Raw genomic sequence first — 19,907 nt, 5'->3', positions numbered from 1 at the left:
CGCCACGGCCGGTCACCGAGCGCGGGTCGCGGTCAGATCAGCCCGGCGTCCGCCAGCTTCTGCTCCAGCGCCACGAGATCCGGGATACGCGCCAGGGCGTCACCGAAGTTGACCGCATCCAGCTCCAGCGGCGCCAAGGCGACATCCGAGCGCGCCAAGCTGGGATCGACCTTGACCGAACGCGGGATGCCCTGCACCAGCAGGGCAATGAATTTCACGTGGTCGCGGCCACCCAGCGCGTTGAGCACGGCCACCCGCGCCTGCGGCCCGATTTCGGGTTGCCCGCCGGACGCCGCCTCGAACGACAGCAACGGCAATCGCAGATCACGCCACGGGACCTGCCCGAGAAACCAGGAAGGAGCGCCTTCGGTGGCGTGCGGCGCGCGATAAGGGATCAATTCGGCGACAGCCACGTTGGGCAGCAGCAGCGTGCGATCGGCCAGCGGCACCAGCAAGCCGGTAATGCTGGCGACGGTGTCCTGGGTGGTAACGGATTGACTCATGGATTTTCCAAATGCAAAGCCGCAACGGGCGGGTTGGTCTGCTGGGCCAGGTGAGAAACCAGCGCCTGGGCCAGTTCGCGCGGATCGCCGCTGAACGAGCTGTAGCCGCCCTCGCGCAGGCTGTCGGGCATGCTCGAGCAGACGCAGGAGTCGGCGCGCTGGGTCCAGACTCGGCCGCCCTGGCGCAACACGTACGCTGCCGCCGCGTTGCCATCGCTGCCCATGCCACTGAATGCGATAACGCCGCAACGGCTGCCGAACTGCTGGGCCAGGTTAAGCATCATCTGATCGATGGAAGGGCTGTAGGGCTCTGGCCAGCTACGCCCGCTGAACAGCATGGCGCCGTCCTTGCCGAAGCTCATTTCCTGGCCGACCGGCGCAATCACCACCTCGCCGCAACGAATCGGATCGTGCTCACGACTCTGGTTGACGCGCCACTGGCTATGGCGTCCTACGGCTTGCGACAGCGCCGATTCGAAGCTGGCCTCGATGTGCTGGGCGTAGACGAAGCCAATCGGCAAGCCCTCGGGCAATGCGTCGAGAAACGCCTTCACCGCCTCGGGACCGCCCAGCGATGCCGCCAGCAACCAGACTTCGGCCGCCGGCTCGCCTGCGACCGACTCAGCGGCCAGTAACGCGCCGGGCAGCTCTATCGGCTTCGGCCGCTCTGCCTCCGCGCGCAGCCCCTCAAGACGCGGGCCCACGACCCGGGACGGATCCCCCACCAGGCGTTTCAACTTACCGAACAAGCGCCGCTCCCAACGCGGATAGTGCTCGGAATGACGCTCGGGCGCGTGTCCTTCACCGAACAGAACCGGGCAGCTGTCCCGCTCGAGCAATGCGTTGACCAGCGGAGACTCTTCTGTCTGGGCCAGGTCGACCAACCAAAGATCGGCCTCCACCGCCAGCAGATCCGCCTCCTGCAACCGAGCCGGATCGCTATTGAGGACCACCTTGTAGCCGTTGCCGCTCAACGCCTGCTGCAGCACGTGCCGCTGCAATGAGGTGTCAGCGATCACGCCAATGCGTGCAGTCGGCAGTTCAGTCATGACGCTTGACCAATTGCTGGATCGTCTCGAGCAACAGCGATTCCTGGTACGGCTTGCCGAGGTATTCGTTGACGCCGATACCCATGGCGCGGTCCCTGTGCTTTTCCCCGGTTCGCGAGGTGATCATGATGATGGGCAGGTCCTTCAGATGCTCATCGTGACGTACCAGCGTGGCCACTTCGAAACCGTCCATGCGCGGCATCTCGATGTCGAGCAGCATGATGTCCGGTTTGCGCTCCTGCAGTTGGGTGATCGCGTCGACCCCATCCTTGGCCGTCAGCACGTTCATGCCGTTGCGCTCGAGCAGGCGGCTGGTGACCTTGCGTACGGTCACCGAGTCGTCCACCACCATGACCAGGGTTGGACGATCGACCTCGACCTCGACCGACTCATCGTCGCCGAACAGACGCAACGGCTGCTGCTGCGTGAGCAGATGTGCATGAAGCACACGGATGGTCGCGAGCAGGTCGAGAATCACCACCACCCGACCGTCGCCGAGAATAGTTGCGCCGGAAATGCCCGGCACCGTGGCGAACTGTGGCCCCAGGCTTTTCACCACGATCTCGCGGGAGCCGGCCAGGCTATCGACCTGCACCGCCACGCTGTGCTCGTTCGAGCGCACCAGGATCACCGGCAGGGGCAGGCTCTGGCCGACCAGCTTGGGCCGCTGGCCATTGTTCAGCAGCTCACCGAGATAGCGCAGCTCATAGGTTTGCCCCGCGTACTCGAAGCGCGACGCGCCTGGCTGGTAATAGGCTTCGAGCTCGTAGGGCGAGACCCGCACGATACCCTCGATGGTATTGAGCGGAATCGCATACAGATCTTCACCGGAATAGACCATCAGGGCCCGGTTGACCGACACGGTGAACGGCAGGCGGATCAGGAAGCGCGTACCGCTACCGAGTGTCGACTCGATACTCATCGAGCCACCGAGCTGCTTGACCTCCGAATGCACCACATCCATGCCCACACCGCGTCCGGAGATCTGCGTGACCTTTTCGGCGGTGGAGAAACCCGCCTCGAGAATGAACTGCAGCACCTCATGATCCGACAGGTCATTGCCAGGGGTCATCAGGCCACGCTCGATCGCCTTGCGGCGAACGGCTTCCAGATTGATACCAGCGCCGTCATCGCTCAGCGACAAGACGATGTCGCCGCCCTCACGGCCCAGTTCCAGGCGAATGTTGCCCTGCTCCGGCTTGCCTGCCGCCACGCGCTTGGTCGTGGGTTCGATGCCGTGGTCCACGGCGTTGCGGAGCATGTGCTCCAACGGCGCGACGATGCGCTCAAGCACGCTGCGGTCCATTTCCCCAGTCGCGTTGCCCACATGGAATTCGACCTGCTTGCCAAGCTCGCTGGCGACCTGGCGCACGATCCGCCGCAGACGCGGCACGAGCCGGTCGAACGGCACCATGCGAGTGCGCATGAGTCCTTCCTGCAGCTCGGTATTGACCCGCGCCTGCTGCAACAACAGGGTTTCGGCGTCACGGTTACGCGCAGCCAGGGTTTCCTTCAGATCCAGCAGGTCGGATGCGGACTCGAACAGCGCTCGGGAGAGCTGCTGGAGCTGAGAATGACGGTCCATTTCCAGAGGGTCGAAATCATCGTAGCCAGCACGCTCGGCCTCGGCCTGGTAGCGGCTGAGGATCTGCGCCTGCGTTTCGGTATCCAGCCGTCGCAGCTGGTCGCGCACACGCTCGATGGTCGCTTCCATTTCGCCCAGGGTGAAGGCGACGTCGCTGACCTGCTGCTCGACTCGACCCCGGAAGATCGACGTTTCGCCCGCCAGGTTGACCAGGCCCTCGAGCAGATCGGCAGGTACCTTCACCAGCTCCTGCGGTGCTCGGCGGGAGGCGGCATCCAGTGCCGCTTGTTCGGCCCGACGGATGAATGGCAGCACCTTGGCCGACGCCGTAACCTCCTGCGTTGGCGCGCTGACCGCCAGGATCGGCGTGTCGAGAACGATCACAGAGGTATCGGGACGAGGCGCCTGAGCGTTTTCCGACGGCAGCTCGGGCGCCGCGATGTCCGCGTCGCTGGCCAACCGTGAGCGCATCGCTTCCACTTCCTTGAGCAGCCCATCGTAGCCGCCCTGCACATCCAGGAAGAGGCTGTCCATCCAGGGGCCGCCCTGCAGTTGCGCTTCGCTTAGGCGTTGCTCCAGATCGTGCGCCATATCGCCCAGGTCCCCCTGGCCGGCCAGGCGTGCCCCGCCCTTGAGCGTATGCAGCACGCGCATCATGTCGGTGACCGGCGCGGTGCTATCACGCGAGGCCTCCCACCGTCCGAGCGCCGATTCCATCTCCTCGAGCAGGTCATCGGCCTCCTCGATGAAAATGTCGAGGATCTCCGCCTCGGCCGAATCCGGCGCGGCGGTCAGCGCCACGCTGCTGGGAATGCTCAGTTGCTCGTCCGGATTGGCCCTGAATTGACCGATGGTTTCGATCAGATCCTGCCCGCTGGGCAGTTCTCGATACGCACGCACGGCGTCGAGCATGGCCGCCAGCCGGTCATGGCAACTCTGCAGCAAGACGAACAACGTCGGACTTGCCCGGTAATTGCCAGCGCACAGCCCTTCGTAGAGGTATTCAAGCTCATGCGCCAGATCGCCAATCTCGCGGATGTCCGCCATCCGCGCGCCGCCTTTGAGCGTATGCAGATCCCGCTGTAACGCTTCGATTTCAAAACTGTTGTCGACATCGTCCATCCAGCGCTGTAACGAGGCGGCGGCGCGCTCGATGATGTCGAAGCCTTCTTCGAGGAAGATTTCCACCAGTTCGGGATCACGACTGTTCCAGGGGGTGTCGTCAGGCTCTGGCTCCGACTCTGCCTCCAACTCCGGCTCCAACTCCAACTCCAACTCCGGCTCCGGCTCCGGCTCCGGCTCCGGCTGGGCAATAGGCTGCGCGAGGTCGGTATCCACTGGCTCGTCCAGCTCAGATGCTGGCTGCGCTGGCGCTTCTTCGAGCGCGTCCTCCAGGTCGTACGCTTCAAGCTCTACCGGCTCGGACTCGACCGGCTCTTCCTGGACGTCTGAAGAGGGGATATCCGGGTCACCGGCCTCATCGATCGCACCGGACAGGAGCGGCGGCTCATCATTCAGCTTCAGAGACTCCAAGGGCTCGGGAGTCTCGTCGAGCGTCGCCTCGACAATACCTTCAGGCGCATCCGCATCAGCCGGCTGATCGGCATCACAACCCAAGCTCGGCGTGATGCCCTGGCGATAGGCCCGAATCTGCTCGATCAACGTCGCCGCAGCATCCATCGGCTTATTCGCCTGGAGCTGCTCGAGCTGCACCGCTAGTTGATCGTGGCTGCGCTGGAGCAAGCTGGCGAGGTCGTCCGTGTGAACATAGCGACCATCGGACAACCCCTCGTAGAGCGTTTCGAGCTCATGCGCAAGATCGCCGATCGGGCGGACTTCCGCCATCCGCGCGCCACCCTTGAGCGTGTGCAGATCACGCAGCAGCGCCGAAAGCGCCAGCTGGTTGGCCGGATCGCCAAGCCAGCGCTCCAGCGCGCCGCCGGCGCTTTCAAGCAAGTCGACGGCCTCGTCGAGAAAGATATCGACCATCTCCTCGTCGAGCGCGCTGTGCGCCACGTGAGGTTCCGCAGGCCAGGCTTCGGCTTCGGCTTCGGCTTCGGCTACAGGCTCGGCGACGTCATCGATCGAAGCGGTGTCGTCATGGCCATCAAGCGGCAACGCTTCGCCTGGCAGCTCATAGGTCTGTGGATCGATCGCCTCGCCCAGCAACGCCTCGAGGCGAGCCACCAACTCGGGCTGACCGGTAACCTGCAAGCCGGCCGCAACCTGATCCATCATGCCGACAAGGGCCTCATGGCCCTGTTCGACACCGTCGAAGAAGCGCTCACTGACCGCCAGGCGCCCGTCCTGCACCACCGCGTAAAGATCGAGCAGAACCTGACACAGGGCATCGATCTGCGGCAGATCAGCCATCTGTGCCCCGAGGCCAAGCGTCGTCAGTTCTTCCAGCAACGCAGTCAGCTCTTGGCGCTCGGCCGGATGCTCGCGCCAGCTATGCAGCAAGTCCTCGGCATCCAGCAGGATATTCATGCCTTCCGAGAGAAACAGCGCAATCATCCCCGGATCGCGCGGCTCGCCCTTTTCGCCGCCGGCCCGCTCGCCGGCGTCAGCCAGCCGAGCCTGGTGCAGGGCGTGAACCCGGGCGATGAACGCTTCAGCGCCTTCGATCGGCGCCAACGGATCATGCTCAAGATTCTCGAGTCCACGGCGCAGCAATTGCTCGGCGGCCTGAATCAGCTCGGCCTCGGCCAGATCCATCGAAATCAGGTTGGCCTTGAACTCCTTGACCATCTTTTCCAGTGGCGTGGCGATCTCAGCGACCGGCAGGATGCCGGCCATGTGCGCGCTGCCTTTGAGGGTATGCAGCGCCCGTTGCAAGGCGTCGGTCACCGGCTGGGGAAGGCGTTGCGCGCAATCGGCCAGATAGTCGACCAGGGTGGTGAGATGGGCCTCGGCCTCGTTGCGGAAAATCTCCAGCAACTGCGGATCCAGGGCATCCTCGACCGCCGGCGCCACACTCGGCTCATCAAGCGAGACACCGCCAGACGGGCCCGGATCGGTCGGCAATCCTTTCGCCAGGGCATGCGCGTCGGCGGCGAGCCGGTCGACGTCATCGCGCTGGCGCTGCGACTTGGCGGCGAACTCCTCGACCAGCGCGGGCATAAGAGCAACCACATCGGTGACCAGGTTGCGCACCGGCTGGCTTGCCTCGATGCTACGGTCGAGCACGCGGTTGAGCAGGTTTTCGACCGACCAGGCCAGTTCGCCGATGATCAACGCGCGCACCATGCGCCCGCTGCCCTTGAGGGTATGGAATGCCCGCCGCACCTCGCCGAGCGCTTCCTTGTCGGCGGTATCGGCGCACCAACGTGGCAAGTACTCGCCGATCGTTTCGAGCACCTCGGCGGCTTCCTCGATGAACACCTCGAGCAGGTCGTCATCAACCGGCTCTTCGCCTTCGGGCGGCGGCAGCAAACTCGGCGGGACGTCCTGCGCCGGCGGGTTGATCGAACTGACCGGCGCGGCCATCACGTCTTCCATGGTCATCGCTGGTTCGGCGGCGACCGACTGCTCCATCCGCTCAGGCAATACCACCTCGGGCATGTCGAGTTCGGCCATTTCGGCTTCGCTCCACTCCAAGGTGAAGCCGTGCGGCTCGTCGGCAGGCGACTCGTCGACGTCGATACCGAGTGCGGAATCATCGGCCCCCGGAGCGGCATCCTGTTCGGACAGCGGTTCAAGTCCGAGCCAATCTTCCGGCTCGACTGCTGCGTCAGATCCAGCGCTATCACTGGCAGGGGTCGCGTCATCGATCCACTCAAGCGCAATATCCGATTCACCCGGGTTCGACTCGTCGAACCCGAACGCGTCGGCCTCGAGCGCCTCGACATCCTCAGGTGGCTGCTCAGGTATGGCTTCCGGAGCCGGTTCCGGCAGAAGGACTTCGATCTCGTCCAACGGATCGTGCCACTCAAGGCTTGCCTCGGCAGCGACCGGATCGGGCACAGCCGCGGCCGGCTCACGAAGCGGGTAACCCAAGGCCTGCAAACTTTCTTCGGCAACGTCGAGAATCAGATCGCCTTGTGAGCCGCAGTCCTCGCTGAGGCGCTCGAGGTAGTACTCGACGCTGGTGATCGCATCGGCGAGTGTATCCAGGCTCTGCCAGTCCGGTATCGCCTGCTGAGCAAGCAACTGCTCCTGGATGTAGCGGTTGCAGGCGTCCAGCAACGCAGCCGCGCGCGCCAGTGGAACCATGGCCAGGCCACCGCGCGATTGGGTCAGCAACTCGGGCACGCGAGCCAGGTGCTGATGGTTCCACTGCGAGGCGATGAACTCGATGATCGCGTCCTTGGCTTGCTCCAGACCGGTCCTTGCCTCGCGAATCACCAAGCGGTGAATCTGCGCCACGTCTGTGGTGGGCAAGTGACTTTCTTCGCCTCGCTCGTCCGACGTACCGCCGACCATGCCGGCCAGCGTCGCCTCGACATACAACAATGCCCCTGCAACGTCCATCAACGCCGCGTCGTCAGGTTGCCGCTGCCCTTGAGCCAGCGCTTCGATCACGCCGATCTGATCGAGGACGATCCGACGTGGCTGACCGAACCCCAGCACAGCGAGCGTATCGGCGATCTGCTTGAGTGGAGCCTGCAACGCGCCGAGCTCGGCCAGCCCGAGACGATCGCTACGCACGAACAGGTCCAGGCTATCCTTGACGCGAACCAGTTCCTCGCACAGCGCGGCGACGACCGAACGCATCGCCCCACGGTCCGGCCCCGCCAGCTGGGCGCGCTCTTCGTCCACCAGAGTGCTGTCGGGCAGCGCATCATCGAGGCTGTATTCAGCCTTCAGTGCCTGGATGCGAGGAGAGTCGGTAGGTGCCTTGGCGATGTAGAAGAGCAGGTTCTTGATCAGCTCGTCAGGTGCCGGTTGGTTGATGCCGTCGGCGCCTTGGGCAACGAGACGCTTGAGTTCCTTGTCGACCTGGCGCAGCAGGTTTCGAACCGTGGTGCCATTGGCGACCGCACCGCTGGCGAGCCCCTCGACCACGCCCGATGCGATCTGCCACAACGCGCCCAACGGAGCTTCTTTGCAGAGCATTTCCAGGCGCGCGAACACCCGCGCCATATAGCCCAGGTTGGTGGGCAGGTCCTGATTACGAATGACGCCGACCAATGCAACCTGCAGCATTTGCCGCAATTTGCGCAGCAGGCCCGGCAGCTCTTCGGTCCGCCGTTGAGCCAGAAACTCATGGGAAAGCGCTGGCGCACGCGCCGACATATCGGGTGAGAACAGGCTGGTTTCCGACAGCAATTTCTCGCCCCGCGCGGCGCGCAGATCGTTGAGCAGGGGCAGTACGACCATGGGCAGATCGCGGCGTGCACTCTGGATGCGATCCAGGTACACCGGCATCTGCAGGATCGCCTGCATGAGCACTTCGAGCGCTTCGGTCTGGCTGGCAACGTCACCATCCATCAAGGCACGGGCAAGTTGCTCCATCTCCTCAGCGAGCAGTGCAGCGCCGTAGAACTCGACCATCTGCAGGGTGCCGTGCACCTGATGCACATAGGTCAGGCAGAAGCGCATCCGCGTCGAGTCTTGCGGGTTTTCGACGAACGCTTCCAAGGCCTGCCGCGCCTGTTTCAGCGTTTCGGCTATTTCGCCTTTCACCCACTCCAGGGCGACATAATCGTGCCGATCACCCATAGCGACTCCGCTCATAAACTTTTCCGGATAAAGGCCAAAACCTGACTATCAGCCACGGGCACCAGCTCCGGGTGCTGCCAGCCGACCACCTCGCCCACGCCGATCACCAGCAAGCCCCCAGGCACCATGCGCTCGACCAGGCGATTGAGGATTTCGCGGCGGCGCCAGCGACGGAAATAGATCAACAGGTTCTGACAAAAAATGACGTCCATATCGGACATTGGTGCGCTCGCCAGCTCCAATACGTTGAGTTTGGCAAAGCAAACGCGTGACGCCAGGCTCGGTATAACTTGGAATCGCTCGTCCGCACGCTGCTGGAAATACCGTTTGCGCAGTTCAGGATCCAACTGCTCGAGCCGTCGGTGGGTGTACAGGCCCTCGCGTGAACGCGCCAAAGCATTGAGGCTGATATCGGTACCGATCACGCCATAAGTCGCCTCGGCCTGCCCATGGCCCAGCGCCTCGGCTGCACAGATCGCGAGCGAATAGGTTTCCTCGCCGCTGGCGCATCCGACACTCCATAACGACCAGGGCTGCGCCGCGCTATCACGCGACTCGTGGCGCTGCCGCATATAGTTACAGAGCAGGGCGAACGAGGGCGGGTGGCGGAAGAAGCGCGTCTCCTGGACCGTCAGGCGATCCATCAGAGTCGACCATTCCACCGCGCCCCTGGGACCGTCGGTCACCTGGCGATAGTAGCTGGCGTAATCAGTCACTCCGATTTCGCGCATGCGGCTGCTCAGGTTCGCCTGAAGGAACGTCCTACGCTGCTCGGTGACCACCAGGCCCGAGCGCTCTTCGAGCAAGGCCTGCCAGTCATGAAACTCCGCTGACGACATATCGGCCAAGGGTCTCAATGACCAGTCAACACTTGGCTGCATGCCTTGCCCCTTACCCGTGAACGTCCACGGCAGCCGTTACTGGCTGCCGTGCTCCCATCAAGCCTGGTCCTGCGTTGCCGGCAACGTGAAGCCGGATACCGAGTGGCGCATCTCGTTGGCCATCTTCGCGAGGTTACCGATGCTCTTCGCAGTGGCGGTGGTACCTGACGACGTCTGCGAGGTGATTTCCTGAATGACGTTCATGGTGTTGGAGATATGGCCAGCCGACGAAGCCTGCTGCCGTGCGGCGTTGGAGATGTTCTGGATGAGTGCCGCAAGGCTCTTCGATACCTTCTCGATCTCTTCCAGGGCAACACCCGCGTCCTGGGCCAGGCGGGCACCGCGAACCACCTCGGAGGTGGTCTGCTCCATCGAGATAACCGCTTCGTTGGTGTCCGTCTGAATCGTCTTGACCAGCGCTTCGATCTGCTTGGTCGCCGCGGAGGAGCGCTCGGCGAGTCGCTGTACTTCGTCCGCAACCACGGCGAAGCCCCGGCCCGCATCGCCCGCCATCGAAGCCTGAATGGCCGCGTTCAATGCCAGAATGTTGGTCTGGTCGGCAATGTCGTTGATCAGGCTAACGATGTCACCGATCTCCTGGGACGATTCACCGAGACGCTTGATGCGCTTGGAGGTGTCCTGGATCTGTTCACGGATGTTGTCCATGCCGGTGATGGTGTTGTGCACCACTTCGTTGCCCTTGTTGGCGATCGCTACCGAACGCTCGGCTACCGCGGAGGATTCGGCGGCGTTAGCCGATACCTGGTCAATCGATACGGCCATTTCGTTGATCGCCGCGGATGCCCCGGCGATTTCCTGCGCCTGGTGCTCGGAAGCCTCGGCCAGATGCATCGCGGTCGCCTGGGTTTCCTGCGCGGCGCCGGATACCTGTACGGCCGTCTGATTGATGGTTTCGACCAGATCACGCAGCTGGTCGATGGAGTAGTTGATCGAATCGGCGATCGCGCCGGTGAAGTCTTCGGTAACGGTTGCCGCCACGGTCAGGTCACCGTCCGCCAGGTCACCGATTTCGTCGAGCAGGCGCAGAATCGCCGTCTGGTTACGCTCGTTCTTCTCGGCCGTCTCGCTCAAGCGACGACGGGTCTCCTGGACCATGACCAGACCGATCAACAGGATCGAGGCCAGCGCCAGCGCACCGAGCACATAGCCGGCCAACGTGTTGGCGTATCGGGCATCGGCACGCCCCTGAAGGCCTTGGGTCAGCGCCGACGTCTTGTCGAGCAGGGTCTGCGAGACCTCGAAGATACTGTTCGACGATTCGCGAACCTGGAACAGTTCGGGAGAGGTTTCAAGGATCTCGTCCACCGAGCCCGACACGAACTGGAACAGCTCGGAAATCGCAGCCAGGCGATCCAGCGCTTCGGCATCATTGACGCGGGTGATGCCCATGGCTTCGTTGCCTTCGAGCATCGCGTTGAGTACGCGACCGAACAAACTCGCGTCACGGCCGAACATGTCGGCCGCCTGTACCGAGTCCTGGTCGCCGGAAAGCACTTTGTTCACCGAACCCAGAATCCGTTCGGCGAGCAGCGATTGCCGCTGAGCCACGGATACCTGGGCGGCCGGCGCGCCACTTTCCAGCAGGATATCCACCACTTCCTCGTATTCGACCTGCAGTTGAGGAATGGTCTCGGCGAGGGTTGCCGCAACCTGATGCAGCGACAGCACGGTCTGCTTGCTAGCAAGGATGGCGTCGGTGTTCTGCCGCAGCGTGTCCCAGTCCTGTTGCACTGCCGCGACCTCGGCCTGCAACGATTGCGGAACCGCTGGCAAGCCGATGCGATCATCGCCTTCGGATAGATAACCCCAACGCTCGCTGAAGTCGTTGCGTGCTTCTTTCAACGAATCGAACGCTTCCGCGGTACCGGCGGCCGCCTCTACAGCGTTCTTTGCGATGCGCTGAGACAGAACTCGCAGCTCACCTGCGTGTCCGATGTATTCATTGTCATAGTCGGCTTGGGTATTGATGTACGCGAAGTTCACGAACAACAACACCATCGACACGATCAGAAGGATAAACAGCCCGGCGATCAACGTATTGCTACGGACCCCTGCAAGCAGTGCATTCGCGTTCATTTTTTTCATTTTTTCCGGCCCCCGCCTGGACCACCCTTACGTTTCCTTCCAAGAACCAAAAGGCCGGCATCAGCCAGCCCCGCCTAAATCAATACGCCACGTCCAGAAATGTCTGATGCGCGGCCAGCGCGTGAGGGCTGAACACCAGCCAGGGTTGCTCGCGCTGGAAGACGCCATGAATGAAGGGTTGAATCGACGCCTCGACCGGCGGCAGCTGCTCGGAGAAAGCATCCACCGGGAAGTGCTGCATGCCGAAGACCTCGTCGACCGTCAAACCAGCGAACACATCCTGATGATCGACCACCAGCACCCGCCGCTGCTTGCGCAGCGGAGACAGCTCGAGGCCGAAATAGCCGCACAGATCCATGACCGGCAACAACCTGCCACGCACGTTGGCTACACCCTTGACCCAGGTTTTCACGCCGGGCAACAAGGTGTAACGCGGTTCGTGGAGAATCTCACCAACCTCCCCCATTGGAGCGACAAACAATCGCCCCCCCATACGAAAACCAATCCCCGCCCAGGTTTGGACGGCCTCCTGTTGCGAAGGCAGTCCGGCAGCCAACGCCCGGCAGCGGCTATCGATCTCCAGGAGTCGCTGAAACGGCGTAGGCGAATCCGACATGTCGCAACATCCCTTGTCCGAATTACGAAACCGCCTTATCAGCCGGCAAGCACGGCGTTCAGGGTCTTCAGCAGCGTCGCTTCATCGACCGGCTTGGTCAGGTAATCCTTGGCGCCCTGGCGCTTGCCCCAGACCTTATCGGTTTCCTGGTCCTTGGTGGTCACAATGATTACCGGAATGTGACTGGTTTCAGCATCTTTGGTCAGCTGACGAGTGGCCTGAAAGCCATTCAGGCCGGGCATGACGATATCCATCAAGACGGCATCCGGTTTTTCCTGCCGAGCAAGCGCTACGCCGTCGGCACCGTTTTCCGCTTTCAGAACGACATGGCCATGCTTTTCGAGCATGGCAGTCAGCTTGTACATTTCGGTCGGCGAGTCATCAACAATCAGAACGCGAGCCATGTTTTCTCCGTGGGAAAGGCTTCAGCGGCACACAGGGCCGAACTTCAGGATACTTGCTCTACCGGTGCGAAATCAGGCACATGGGCCTTGATAGCACCGAGCAACTCTTCTTTGCTGAAAGGCTTGGTGAGGTACTGATCAGACCCCACGATTCGCCCCTTGGCCTTGTCGAACAGGCCATCCTTGGAAGACAGCATGATGACCGGAGTGGATTTGAACGAGCTGTTGTTCTTGATCAACGCGCAGGTCTGATAACCATCCAGCCGGGGCATCATGATATCGACGAAAATGATGCGCGGGTGACTATCGGCAATCTTGGCGAGCGCATCGAAGCCATCCACCGCCGTGATGACATCACAACCTACTTTTTTCAGTAGCGTTTCGGCCGTGCGACGAATCGTCTTCGAATCGTCGATCACCATGACCTTCAAGCCCTCGGAGTGCTGTTCCATTTCGCCCTACCATCGCCTCGGTGAGTCGTAGTTTATCGTTATGTCAGTGCGCCAGAGGCCCTGCCATCGATGGGCTGCACCCAATCGCCGGACCTTTTTAGCACACTCCTCAAAAGCAAGCCATCTACCGCCGGAGCAGGGGGATTTTCCTTGACCCAACGCACAACCGCCGCCAATCTGCGTCGACATTTCAAGGCCCTGGCAGCTCCGCTCTGCCTTTCGTTGGAGATCATCACATGACCGTTCGCGTCGGGATCATCATGGATCCAATCGCGCAGATCGCCTTCAAGAAGGACAGCTCGCTGGCCATGCTGCTGGCAGCCCAAGCCCGCAGCTGGACGATCTACTACATGGAGCAGCGCGACCTTTATCAGCTTGGCGGCGAGGCGCGCGCCCGCATGCGCCCGCTTACGGTCTTCAACGACCCCGAGCATTGGTACGAGACTGGGGAAGAAGCCGACAAGCCGCTGGCCGAACTCGACGTCATCCTGATGCGCAAGGACCCGCCCTTCAACAGCGAGTACGTGTACGCCACCTATCTGCTGGAGCTCGCCGAACAGGCCGGTACGCTAGTGGTCAATCGTCCGCAGAGCCTGCGTGACTGCAACGAGAAGTTCTTCGCAACGCAGTTTCCGCAGTGCACACCGCCGACCCTTGTCAGCCGACGGTCCGACATTCTGCGGGAGTTCGCCCGCGAGCAGCGTGACATCATTCTCAAACCATTGGATGAGATGGGTGGCGCTTCCATATTCCGTCACCGCGAAGGCGACCCGAACCTGTCGGTGATCCTCGAAGTGCTGACCGAGCATGGCAGCCGCCAGATCATGGCGCAGCGCTACATTCCTGCCATCAAGGACGGCGACAAGCGCATCCTGATGATCGACGGCGAGCCAGTGCCCTATTGCCTGGCGCGTATTCCGGCAGCAGGGGAAACCCGCGGCAATCTCGCCGCCGGTGGTCGCGGTGTCGCACAGCCGCTTTCCGACCGCGACCGGGAAATCGCCGCCATCGTCGGACCGGCGTTGCGCGAGCGCGGGCTGCTCTTCGTTGGCCTGGACGTGATCGGTGACTTCCTCACCGAGATCAACATCACCAGCCCGACCTGCATTCGCGAGATCGACAATGCGTTCGACACCCGGATCGGCGAGCGCTTGATGGACGCCATCGCCGACAAGCTGGCAAGCCGCTCCCGCGCCTGACAGCTCTGCGCGGCTGGCCTCTCGGCCGGCCGCGGCCACGGCTGAAGGTGTGCGGTCCGGTAGCCGACTCGTCACCCAGCGCCTCTTTTATCCGCTCATCAAAGCTGCCGCCTGGTTCATAGACTTTTGCAGTCACGCTGGGCAGACTGCGCGCACTTCGAGCTGACTGAAATGCGATGAACGCTGCAACACGCCGACCCATTCCTGCCCATACCGATGTCCGTCCGGCGGATCGTCTCGGCTTTACGCTGTTCCTCGCCGCCGTCTTGCATGCCGCATTGATCCTGGGGCTCGGCTTCAGCCTTTCCACGCCCAAGCAGACCAGCAAGACGCTGGAAATCACCCTGTCCACCTTCAAAAGCGAAGACAAGCCGAAGGAAGCCGACTTCCTCGCCCAGGACAACCAGCAAGGCAGCGGCACGCTGGAACACAAGGCGTCGCCGAAAACCACCGAGCAAGCGCCTTTCCAGGATACCCAGGTGCGCAAGGTCACGCCTGCGTCGGCGCCGCCTCCGAGCCGCCGCAACGAGACACAGAAGACAGCCGTCGCCACCCGCGCACCGCAGCCGGAGAAAACGGCGGAGAAGGCTACGGACAACCCGCCCAAACCGCAGGCACCGCCCGCTCCGGTCTATGACAGCTCGCAGCTCAGCTCGGAAATCGCGAGCCTGGAGGCCGAGTTGGCGCAGCAGGTCGAGCAGTATGCCAAACGACCGCGTGTCAGCCGTCAGAACAGCGCGGCGACGATGCGCGATATCAGCGCCTGGTATCGCGACGAGTGGCGCAAGAAGGTCGAGCGCATCGGCAACCTCAACTACCCCGACGAAGCTCGCCGTCAACGCATCTACGGCAGCCTGCGCATGCTTGTGATCGTCGATCGCAACGGCGCGGTCCAGGAGCTTCGCGTCCTGGAGTCTTCCGGGCAAGCCGTGCTCGACGAGGCAGCCATGCGTATCGTTCGACTCGCCGCACCCTTCGCCCCGTTTTCCGGCGAACTGGCGCAGAAGTTCGACCAGGTCGAAATCATCAGAACCTGGCGCTTCGAGCGGGGTGACCGGCTGTCGAGCCGCTGATCCGACGATCATTGCCCAGCGCACCCGTTGCGCAACCAGCCCGCGCAGGCGGCTTCACGGCCCCGCCTGCAACGCTTAAGCTAGCGTCCATGAACGCAACCTCGCCCAGCTACCTCAAGCACCACTTTCTGATGGCCATGCCGCACATGGCTGACCCGAACTTTGCCCAGACGCTGATCTACCTGATCGAGCACAACCGGGAGGGGGCGATGGGGCTGATCGTCAACCGCCCGAGCGGGCTGAATCTGGCAGACGTGCTCGAACAGCTGCGACCGGACGAGCCCGGCAGCCCGGCGAACCAGCAGGTGACAATCTTCTCCGGCGGGCCGGTTCAAACGGACCGGGGCTTCGTGCTGCACCCGGCCGACGCGCAGTTCCAGGCCACCCTCGGCCTCGGCGAGCTGGGCGTCACCACCTCCCAGGACGTGCTGTTCGCCATCGCCGACGGCCGGGGACCGAAGCAATACTTCATCGCGCTCGGCTACGCGGGCTGGCAACCAGGGCAGCTGGAGGCGGAGCTGATCGACAACGCCTGGCTGAGTTGCCCTGCGCAACCGCATATCCTGTTCGATCTTCCGCCCGAGCAGCGCCTGACCGCCGCAGCCGCGTCATTGGGGGTCGACCTCGACCTGCTGAGCACTCAGGTCGGCCACGCATGAGCGCGCTGCGCCTATTGCTGGGATTCGACTATGGCACCAAGCAGATCGGCGTCGCGGTCGGCCAGGCCATCACCGGTCAAGCACGCGAACTTTGTGTACTCAAGGCGCAGAACGGCGTGCCCGACTGGTCGCACATCGAGGCCCTGTTGCGCGAATGGCAACCGGACGCCCTGGTGGTCGGCCTGCCACTGAACATGGACGGCAGCCCCAGCGAGATGAGCGCCCGAGCGGAGAAGTTCGCGCGCAGGCTCAACGGCCGCTTCAACCTGCCTGTATTCACCCACGACGAGCGTTTGACCACTTACGAAGCCAAAGGCGAGCGACTACGCGGCGGGCAACAGGGCGGCTACCGCGAGCGGCCAGTCGACGCGCTCGCCGCGGCACTGTTGCTCGAAGGCTGGCTGGCCGCACAACCGCGCGCCTGACGCGCCTCAAGGAGAGACACGATGACCCTGCCCAACCCCGATCGACTGCTGCCGGAAATGGTCGCCGCACTCGATCAGCACCTGAGCAGCCACGGCATCTCGGAACCCCGCTTCATCGGAATCCATACCGGCGGCGTCTGGGTCGCCCAGGCATTGCTGGACTTGCGTGGCCGCGAGGAAGCCCTCGGCGTGCTGGATGTATCGTTTTACCGCGACGACTTCACCCAGAATGGCCTGCATCCACAGGTCCGCCCCTCGGCGCTGCCATTCGAAATCGACGGTCAGCATCTGGTGCTGATCGATGACGTGTTGATGAGCGGGCGTACCGTACGTGCCGCACTCAATGAGCTGTTCGATTATGGCCGTCCAGCCAGTGTCAGCCTGGTCTGCCTGCTGGACCTCAACGCCCGCGAGCTGCCCATTCGTCCGGACGTGGTGGGTGCCACGCTGTCGCTGCCACCCGACCAGCGCGTCAAACTGCTCGGCCCCGCGCCGCTCGCGCTCGAATACCAGACCTACGCTTCCGCCAATTGAGACTCCTGCGATGACGCCTACCGACGCCAAGCGCCCGCTTCAGCTGAACGACCACGGCCAGCTGCGCCATTTCCTGTCCCTGGATGGCCTTCCGCGCGCCCTGCTCACCGAAATTCTCGATACCGCCGACTCGTTTTTGGAAGTTGGCGCCAGGGCTGTGAAGAAGGTCCCGCTGTTGCGCGGCAAGACGGTGTGCAACGTCTTCTTCGAAAACTCGACGCGCACCCGCACGACCTTCGAGCTGGCCGCCAAGCGGCTGTCGGCGGACGTGATTACGCTGAACGTCTCGACCTCGTCCACCAGCAAAGGCGAAACCCTTACCGACACGCTGCGCAACCTCGAGGCGATGGCCGCCGACATGTTCGTTGTGCGTCACGCCGATTCCGGGGCCGCACATTTCATCGCCGAGCAGGTTTGCCCTGACGTGGCCGTCATCAACGGCGGGGACGGGCGCCATGCACACCCGACCCAAGGCATGCTCGACATGCTCACCATCCGCCGCCACAAGGGCGACTTCGAAAAACTTTCGGTCGCGATCGTCGGCGACATCCTGCATTCGCGGGTGGCCCGTTCCAACATGCTCGCCCTGCGCACCCTCGGTTGCCCGGACATCCGTGTCATCGGCCCGAAGACTCTGCTACCGATTGGCCTCGAGCAGTACGGCGTCAGGGTCTATCACGACATGAACGAAGGACTGCGCGATGTCGACGTGGTGATCATGCTGCGCCTGCAGCGTGAACGGATGCAGGGCGGACTGCTGCCCAGCGAGGGTGAGTTCTACCGCCTCTACGGCCTGACCACGCAGCGCATGGCGCTGGCCAAACCGGACGCCATCGTCATGCACCCGGGACCCATCAACCGTGGCGTCGAAATCGAGTCGGCCGTGGCGGACGGCAGCCAATCGGTCATTCTCAATCAGGTTACCTATGGCATCGCGGTTCGCATGGCGGTGCTTTCCATGGCCATGAGCGGGCAAACAGCCCAACGGCAGATCGACAGTGAACAGGCGCTCGAGGAGCAGAACTGATGCCAACCGAAATTCTCGACGCTCGCCTGATCGATCCGGCCAGCGGCCGTGATGAAGTCACCAACCTCTACTGCCAGGACGGCAAGATCGTCGGCATCGGACAGCCGCCCGCAGGCTTCGCCGCGGCGCACACGCTCAACGCACAAGGACTGGTTGCAGCACCAGGCCTGGTCGATCTGTCCGTCGCGCTGCGCGAACCGGGCTATAGCCGCAAAGGCAACATTGCCAGCGAGACGCTGGCCGCCACCGCCGGCGGCATCACCAGCCTGTGCTGTCCGCCCGATACCAAACCGGTGCTGGACACTGCCGCGGTCGCCGAGCTGATTCTCGACCGCGCCCGCGAATCCGGGCATGCCAAGGTTTTCCCGATCGGCGCCCTGAGCCGCAACCTGGCGGGCGACCAGCTCGCCGAGCTGGTCGCGCTGCGCGATGCCGGCTGCGTCGCCTTCGGCAACGGCCTGACCGACTTCACCAACCATCGAAACCTGAGCCGGGCGCTGGAATATGCCGCGACCTTCGATCTGACGGTGGTCATCCATTCCCAGGATGCCGACCTGGCTGCCGGCGGGCTGGCTCACGAAGGGCCTGCGGCCGCCTTTCTCGGCCTGGCAGGGATCCCCGAAACGGCTGAAACCGTTGCGCTGGCGCGCAACCTGCTACTGGTCGAGCAAACCGGCGTACGCGCCCACTTCAGTCAGCTGACCACGGCCCGTGGCGCCCGGATGATCGCCGAAGCCCAGTCGCGCGGGCTGCCGGTCACCGCCGATGTGGCCATGTATCAGCTGATCCTGACCGATGAAGCCTTGCACGGCTTCTCCAGCCTCTACCACGTGCAGCCGCCGCTGCGCAGCGCAGCCGACCGTGAGGGCCTGCGTGAGGCGGTCAAAGCCGGCACCATCTCGGCCATTTCCAGCCACCACCAACCCCACGAAGCAGACGCCAAACAGGCGCCATTCGGCGAGACCGAGCCAGGTATCAGCAGTGCGGAAATCTTGCTGCCGCTGGCGCTCACGCTGGTGGAAGACGGTTTGCTCGACCTGCCCACCCTGCTGGCTCGCCTGAGCAGCGGCCCGGCCGCGGCACTGCAACTTCCGGCGGGTCAGCTGGCTGTCGGCGCGGCCGCCGACCTGGTCTTGTTCGATCCGAACAGCTCGACGCTGGCCGGAGAGGTCTGGCATTCCAAGGGGCGCAACTGCCCTTTCATGGGGCACTGCCTACCTGGAGCGGTGCGCTATACCCTGGTCGATGGCAGAGTCGCTTTCCAGGGCTGAAGCCGCGGCGAACGGTCCGGGCCAACCGGACCGTTACCAGCGCTTTTCCATGTTGCGCATCGATACCTGGCTGTTCAGCGTCCAGAAATCATAGAGCACGCCGACAAAGAACAGCCCGCCGGTGCACAGATAGATCAGACCGGTAATCCATTTGCCCTGGTACATCCGGTGCACGCCGAATACGCCAAGAAAGGTCAGCAGGATCCAGGCCACGGTGTAATCGATCGGACCCGGCTGGAAACGCATGTCCGCCTCCCGGTCCATCGACGGAATCAGAAACAGGTCGATGATCCAGCCGACGAAGAACAAACCGAACGTGAAGAACCAGAGGGTGCCGGTGATCGGCTTGCCGTAGTAGAAACGGTGAGAACCGAGAAATCCGAAAATCCACAGGAGATAGCCGATCAAAGTGCTGTGGGTGTTCTGCCGCATCTGAGCCTCACTGATTGATTGGGTGTC

16 protein-coding genes are annotated in these 19,907 nt (G+C 63.0%); 7 read left to right on the top strand and 9 right to left on the bottom strand.

Annotated features, from left to right (window positions below; genetic code table 11):
• Positions 1–32 precede the first annotated feature (32 nt).
• The 8 genes from KVO92_RS12845 to pilG all read right to left on the bottom strand — a co-directional run bounded on the left by KVO92_RS12845 (position 33) and on the right by pilG (position 13,260).
• The gene (locus KVO92_RS12845; protein ID WP_217476019.1) at positions 33–503 is read right to left on the bottom strand and encodes a chemotaxis protein CheW; all 471 of its coding nucleotides are present in this window, start codon (positions 501–503) and stop codon (positions 33–35) included.
• The gene (locus KVO92_RS12840; RefSeq protein WP_217476018.1) at positions 500–1,552 is read right to left on the bottom strand and encodes a chemotaxis protein CheB; all 1,053 of its coding nucleotides are present in this window, start codon (positions 1,550–1,552) and stop codon (positions 500–502) included. Before KVO92_RS12840 ends, KVO92_RS12845 begins: the two co-directional genes overlap by 4 nt.
• Positions 1,545–8,801, bottom strand: coding sequence for an Hpt domain-containing protein (locus KVO92_RS12835; RefSeq protein WP_217477246.1), 7,257 nt, complete (start codon positions 8,799–8,801; stop codon positions 1,545–1,547). Before KVO92_RS12835 ends, KVO92_RS12840 begins: the two co-directional genes overlap by 8 nt.
• A gap of 11 nt (positions 8,802–8,812) precedes the next feature.
• Positions 8,813–9,682: a protein-glutamate O-methyltransferase gene (locus KVO92_RS12830; RefSeq protein ID WP_217476017.1), complete on the bottom strand. Its 870-nt coding sequence runs from the start codon at positions 9,680–9,682 to the stop codon at positions 8,813–8,815.
• 57 nt (positions 9,683–9,739) lie between these two features.
• The gene (locus tag KVO92_RS12825) at positions 9,740–11,788 is read right to left on the bottom strand and encodes a methyl-accepting chemotaxis protein (RefSeq protein ID WP_217476016.1); all 2,049 of its coding nucleotides are present in this window, start codon (positions 11,786–11,788) and stop codon (positions 9,740–9,742) included.
• Positions 11,789–11,867: 79 nt separating this feature from the next.
• Positions 11,868–12,404: a chemotaxis protein CheW gene (locus tag KVO92_RS12820; protein ID WP_217476015.1), complete on the bottom strand. Its 537-nt coding sequence runs from the start codon at positions 12,402–12,404 to the stop codon at positions 11,868–11,870.
• A 38-nt stretch (positions 12,405–12,442) separates the two neighbouring features.
• A complete protein-coding gene (gene pilH / locus KVO92_RS12815) occupies positions 12,443–12,808 on the bottom strand; it encodes a twitching motility response regulator PilH (protein ID WP_021206021.1) in 366 nt (121 codons plus the stop codon).
• Positions 12,809–12,852: 44 nt separating this feature from the next.
• The gene (pilG, locus tag KVO92_RS12810; RefSeq protein WP_019339789.1) at positions 12,853–13,260 is read right to left on the bottom strand and encodes a twitching motility response regulator PilG; all 408 of its coding nucleotides are present in this window, start codon (positions 13,258–13,260) and stop codon (positions 12,853–12,855) included.
• A 236-nt stretch (positions 13,261–13,496) separates the two neighbouring features.
• On the opposite strand from pilG, the gene gshB reads away from it, so the two are divergent.
• The 7 genes from gshB to KVO92_RS12775 all read left to right on the top strand — a co-directional run bounded on the left by gshB (position 13,497) and on the right by KVO92_RS12775 (position 19,448).
• A complete protein-coding gene (gene gshB, locus KVO92_RS12805) occupies positions 13,497–14,459 on the top strand; it encodes a glutathione synthase (protein ID WP_217476014.1) in 963 nt (320 codons plus the stop codon).
• Positions 14,460–14,635: 176 nt separating this feature from the next.
• Positions 14,636–15,532 carry an energy transducer TonB gene (locus KVO92_RS12800; RefSeq protein ID WP_217476013.1) on the top strand — a complete coding sequence of 299 codons (897 nt, stop codon included), beginning with the start codon at positions 14,636–14,638 and terminating at the stop codon, positions 15,530–15,532.
• Positions 15,533–15,621: 89 nt separating this feature from the next.
• Positions 15,622–16,191: a YqgE/AlgH family protein gene (locus tag KVO92_RS12795; protein WP_217476012.1), complete on the top strand. Its 570-nt coding sequence runs from the start codon at positions 15,622–15,624 to the stop codon at positions 16,189–16,191.
• The gene (ruvX, locus tag KVO92_RS12790; protein ID WP_217476011.1) at positions 16,188–16,616 is read left to right on the top strand and encodes a Holliday junction resolvase RuvX; all 429 of its coding nucleotides are present in this window, start codon (positions 16,188–16,190) and stop codon (positions 16,614–16,616) included. Before KVO92_RS12795 ends, ruvX begins: the two co-directional genes overlap by 4 nt.
• Positions 16,617–16,637: 21 nt before the next feature.
• The gene (gene pyrR / locus KVO92_RS12785; protein ID WP_217476010.1) at positions 16,638–17,150 is read left to right on the top strand and encodes a bifunctional pyr operon transcriptional regulator/uracil phosphoribosyltransferase PyrR; all 513 of its coding nucleotides are present in this window, start codon (positions 16,638–16,640) and stop codon (positions 17,148–17,150) included.
• Between the two features lie 10 nt (positions 17,151–17,160).
• The gene (locus KVO92_RS12780) at positions 17,161–18,177 is read left to right on the top strand and encodes an aspartate carbamoyltransferase catalytic subunit (protein ID WP_217476009.1); all 1,017 of its coding nucleotides are present in this window, start codon (positions 17,161–17,163) and stop codon (positions 18,175–18,177) included.
• The gene (locus tag KVO92_RS12775; RefSeq protein WP_217476008.1) at positions 18,177–19,448 is read left to right on the top strand and encodes a dihydroorotase; all 1,272 of its coding nucleotides are present in this window, start codon (positions 18,177–18,179) and stop codon (positions 19,446–19,448) included. The genes KVO92_RS12780 and KVO92_RS12775 overlap by 1 nt, the downstream gene beginning before the upstream one ends.
• A 33-nt stretch (positions 19,449–19,481) precedes the next feature.
• Here KVO92_RS12775 and KVO92_RS12770 read toward each other — a convergent pair whose 3' ends face one another.
• On the bottom strand, positions 19,482–19,880 hold the full coding sequence (locus KVO92_RS12770) for an NINE protein (protein ID WP_217476007.1): 399 nt from the start codon (positions 19,878–19,880) through the stop codon (positions 19,482–19,484).
• Between the last annotated feature and the right edge of the window lie 27 nt (positions 19,881–19,907).

Origin of the sequence: Stutzerimonas stutzeri (genome assembly GCF_019090095.1) — a bacterium.
Classification (GTDB): Bacteria; Pseudomonadota; Gammaproteobacteria; order Pseudomonadales; family Pseudomonadaceae; genus Stutzerimonas; species Stutzerimonas stutzeri_AN.
The sequence above is the reverse complement of the archived record's forward strand: the minus strand, read 5'-3'. Positions and strand labels throughout refer to the sequence as shown.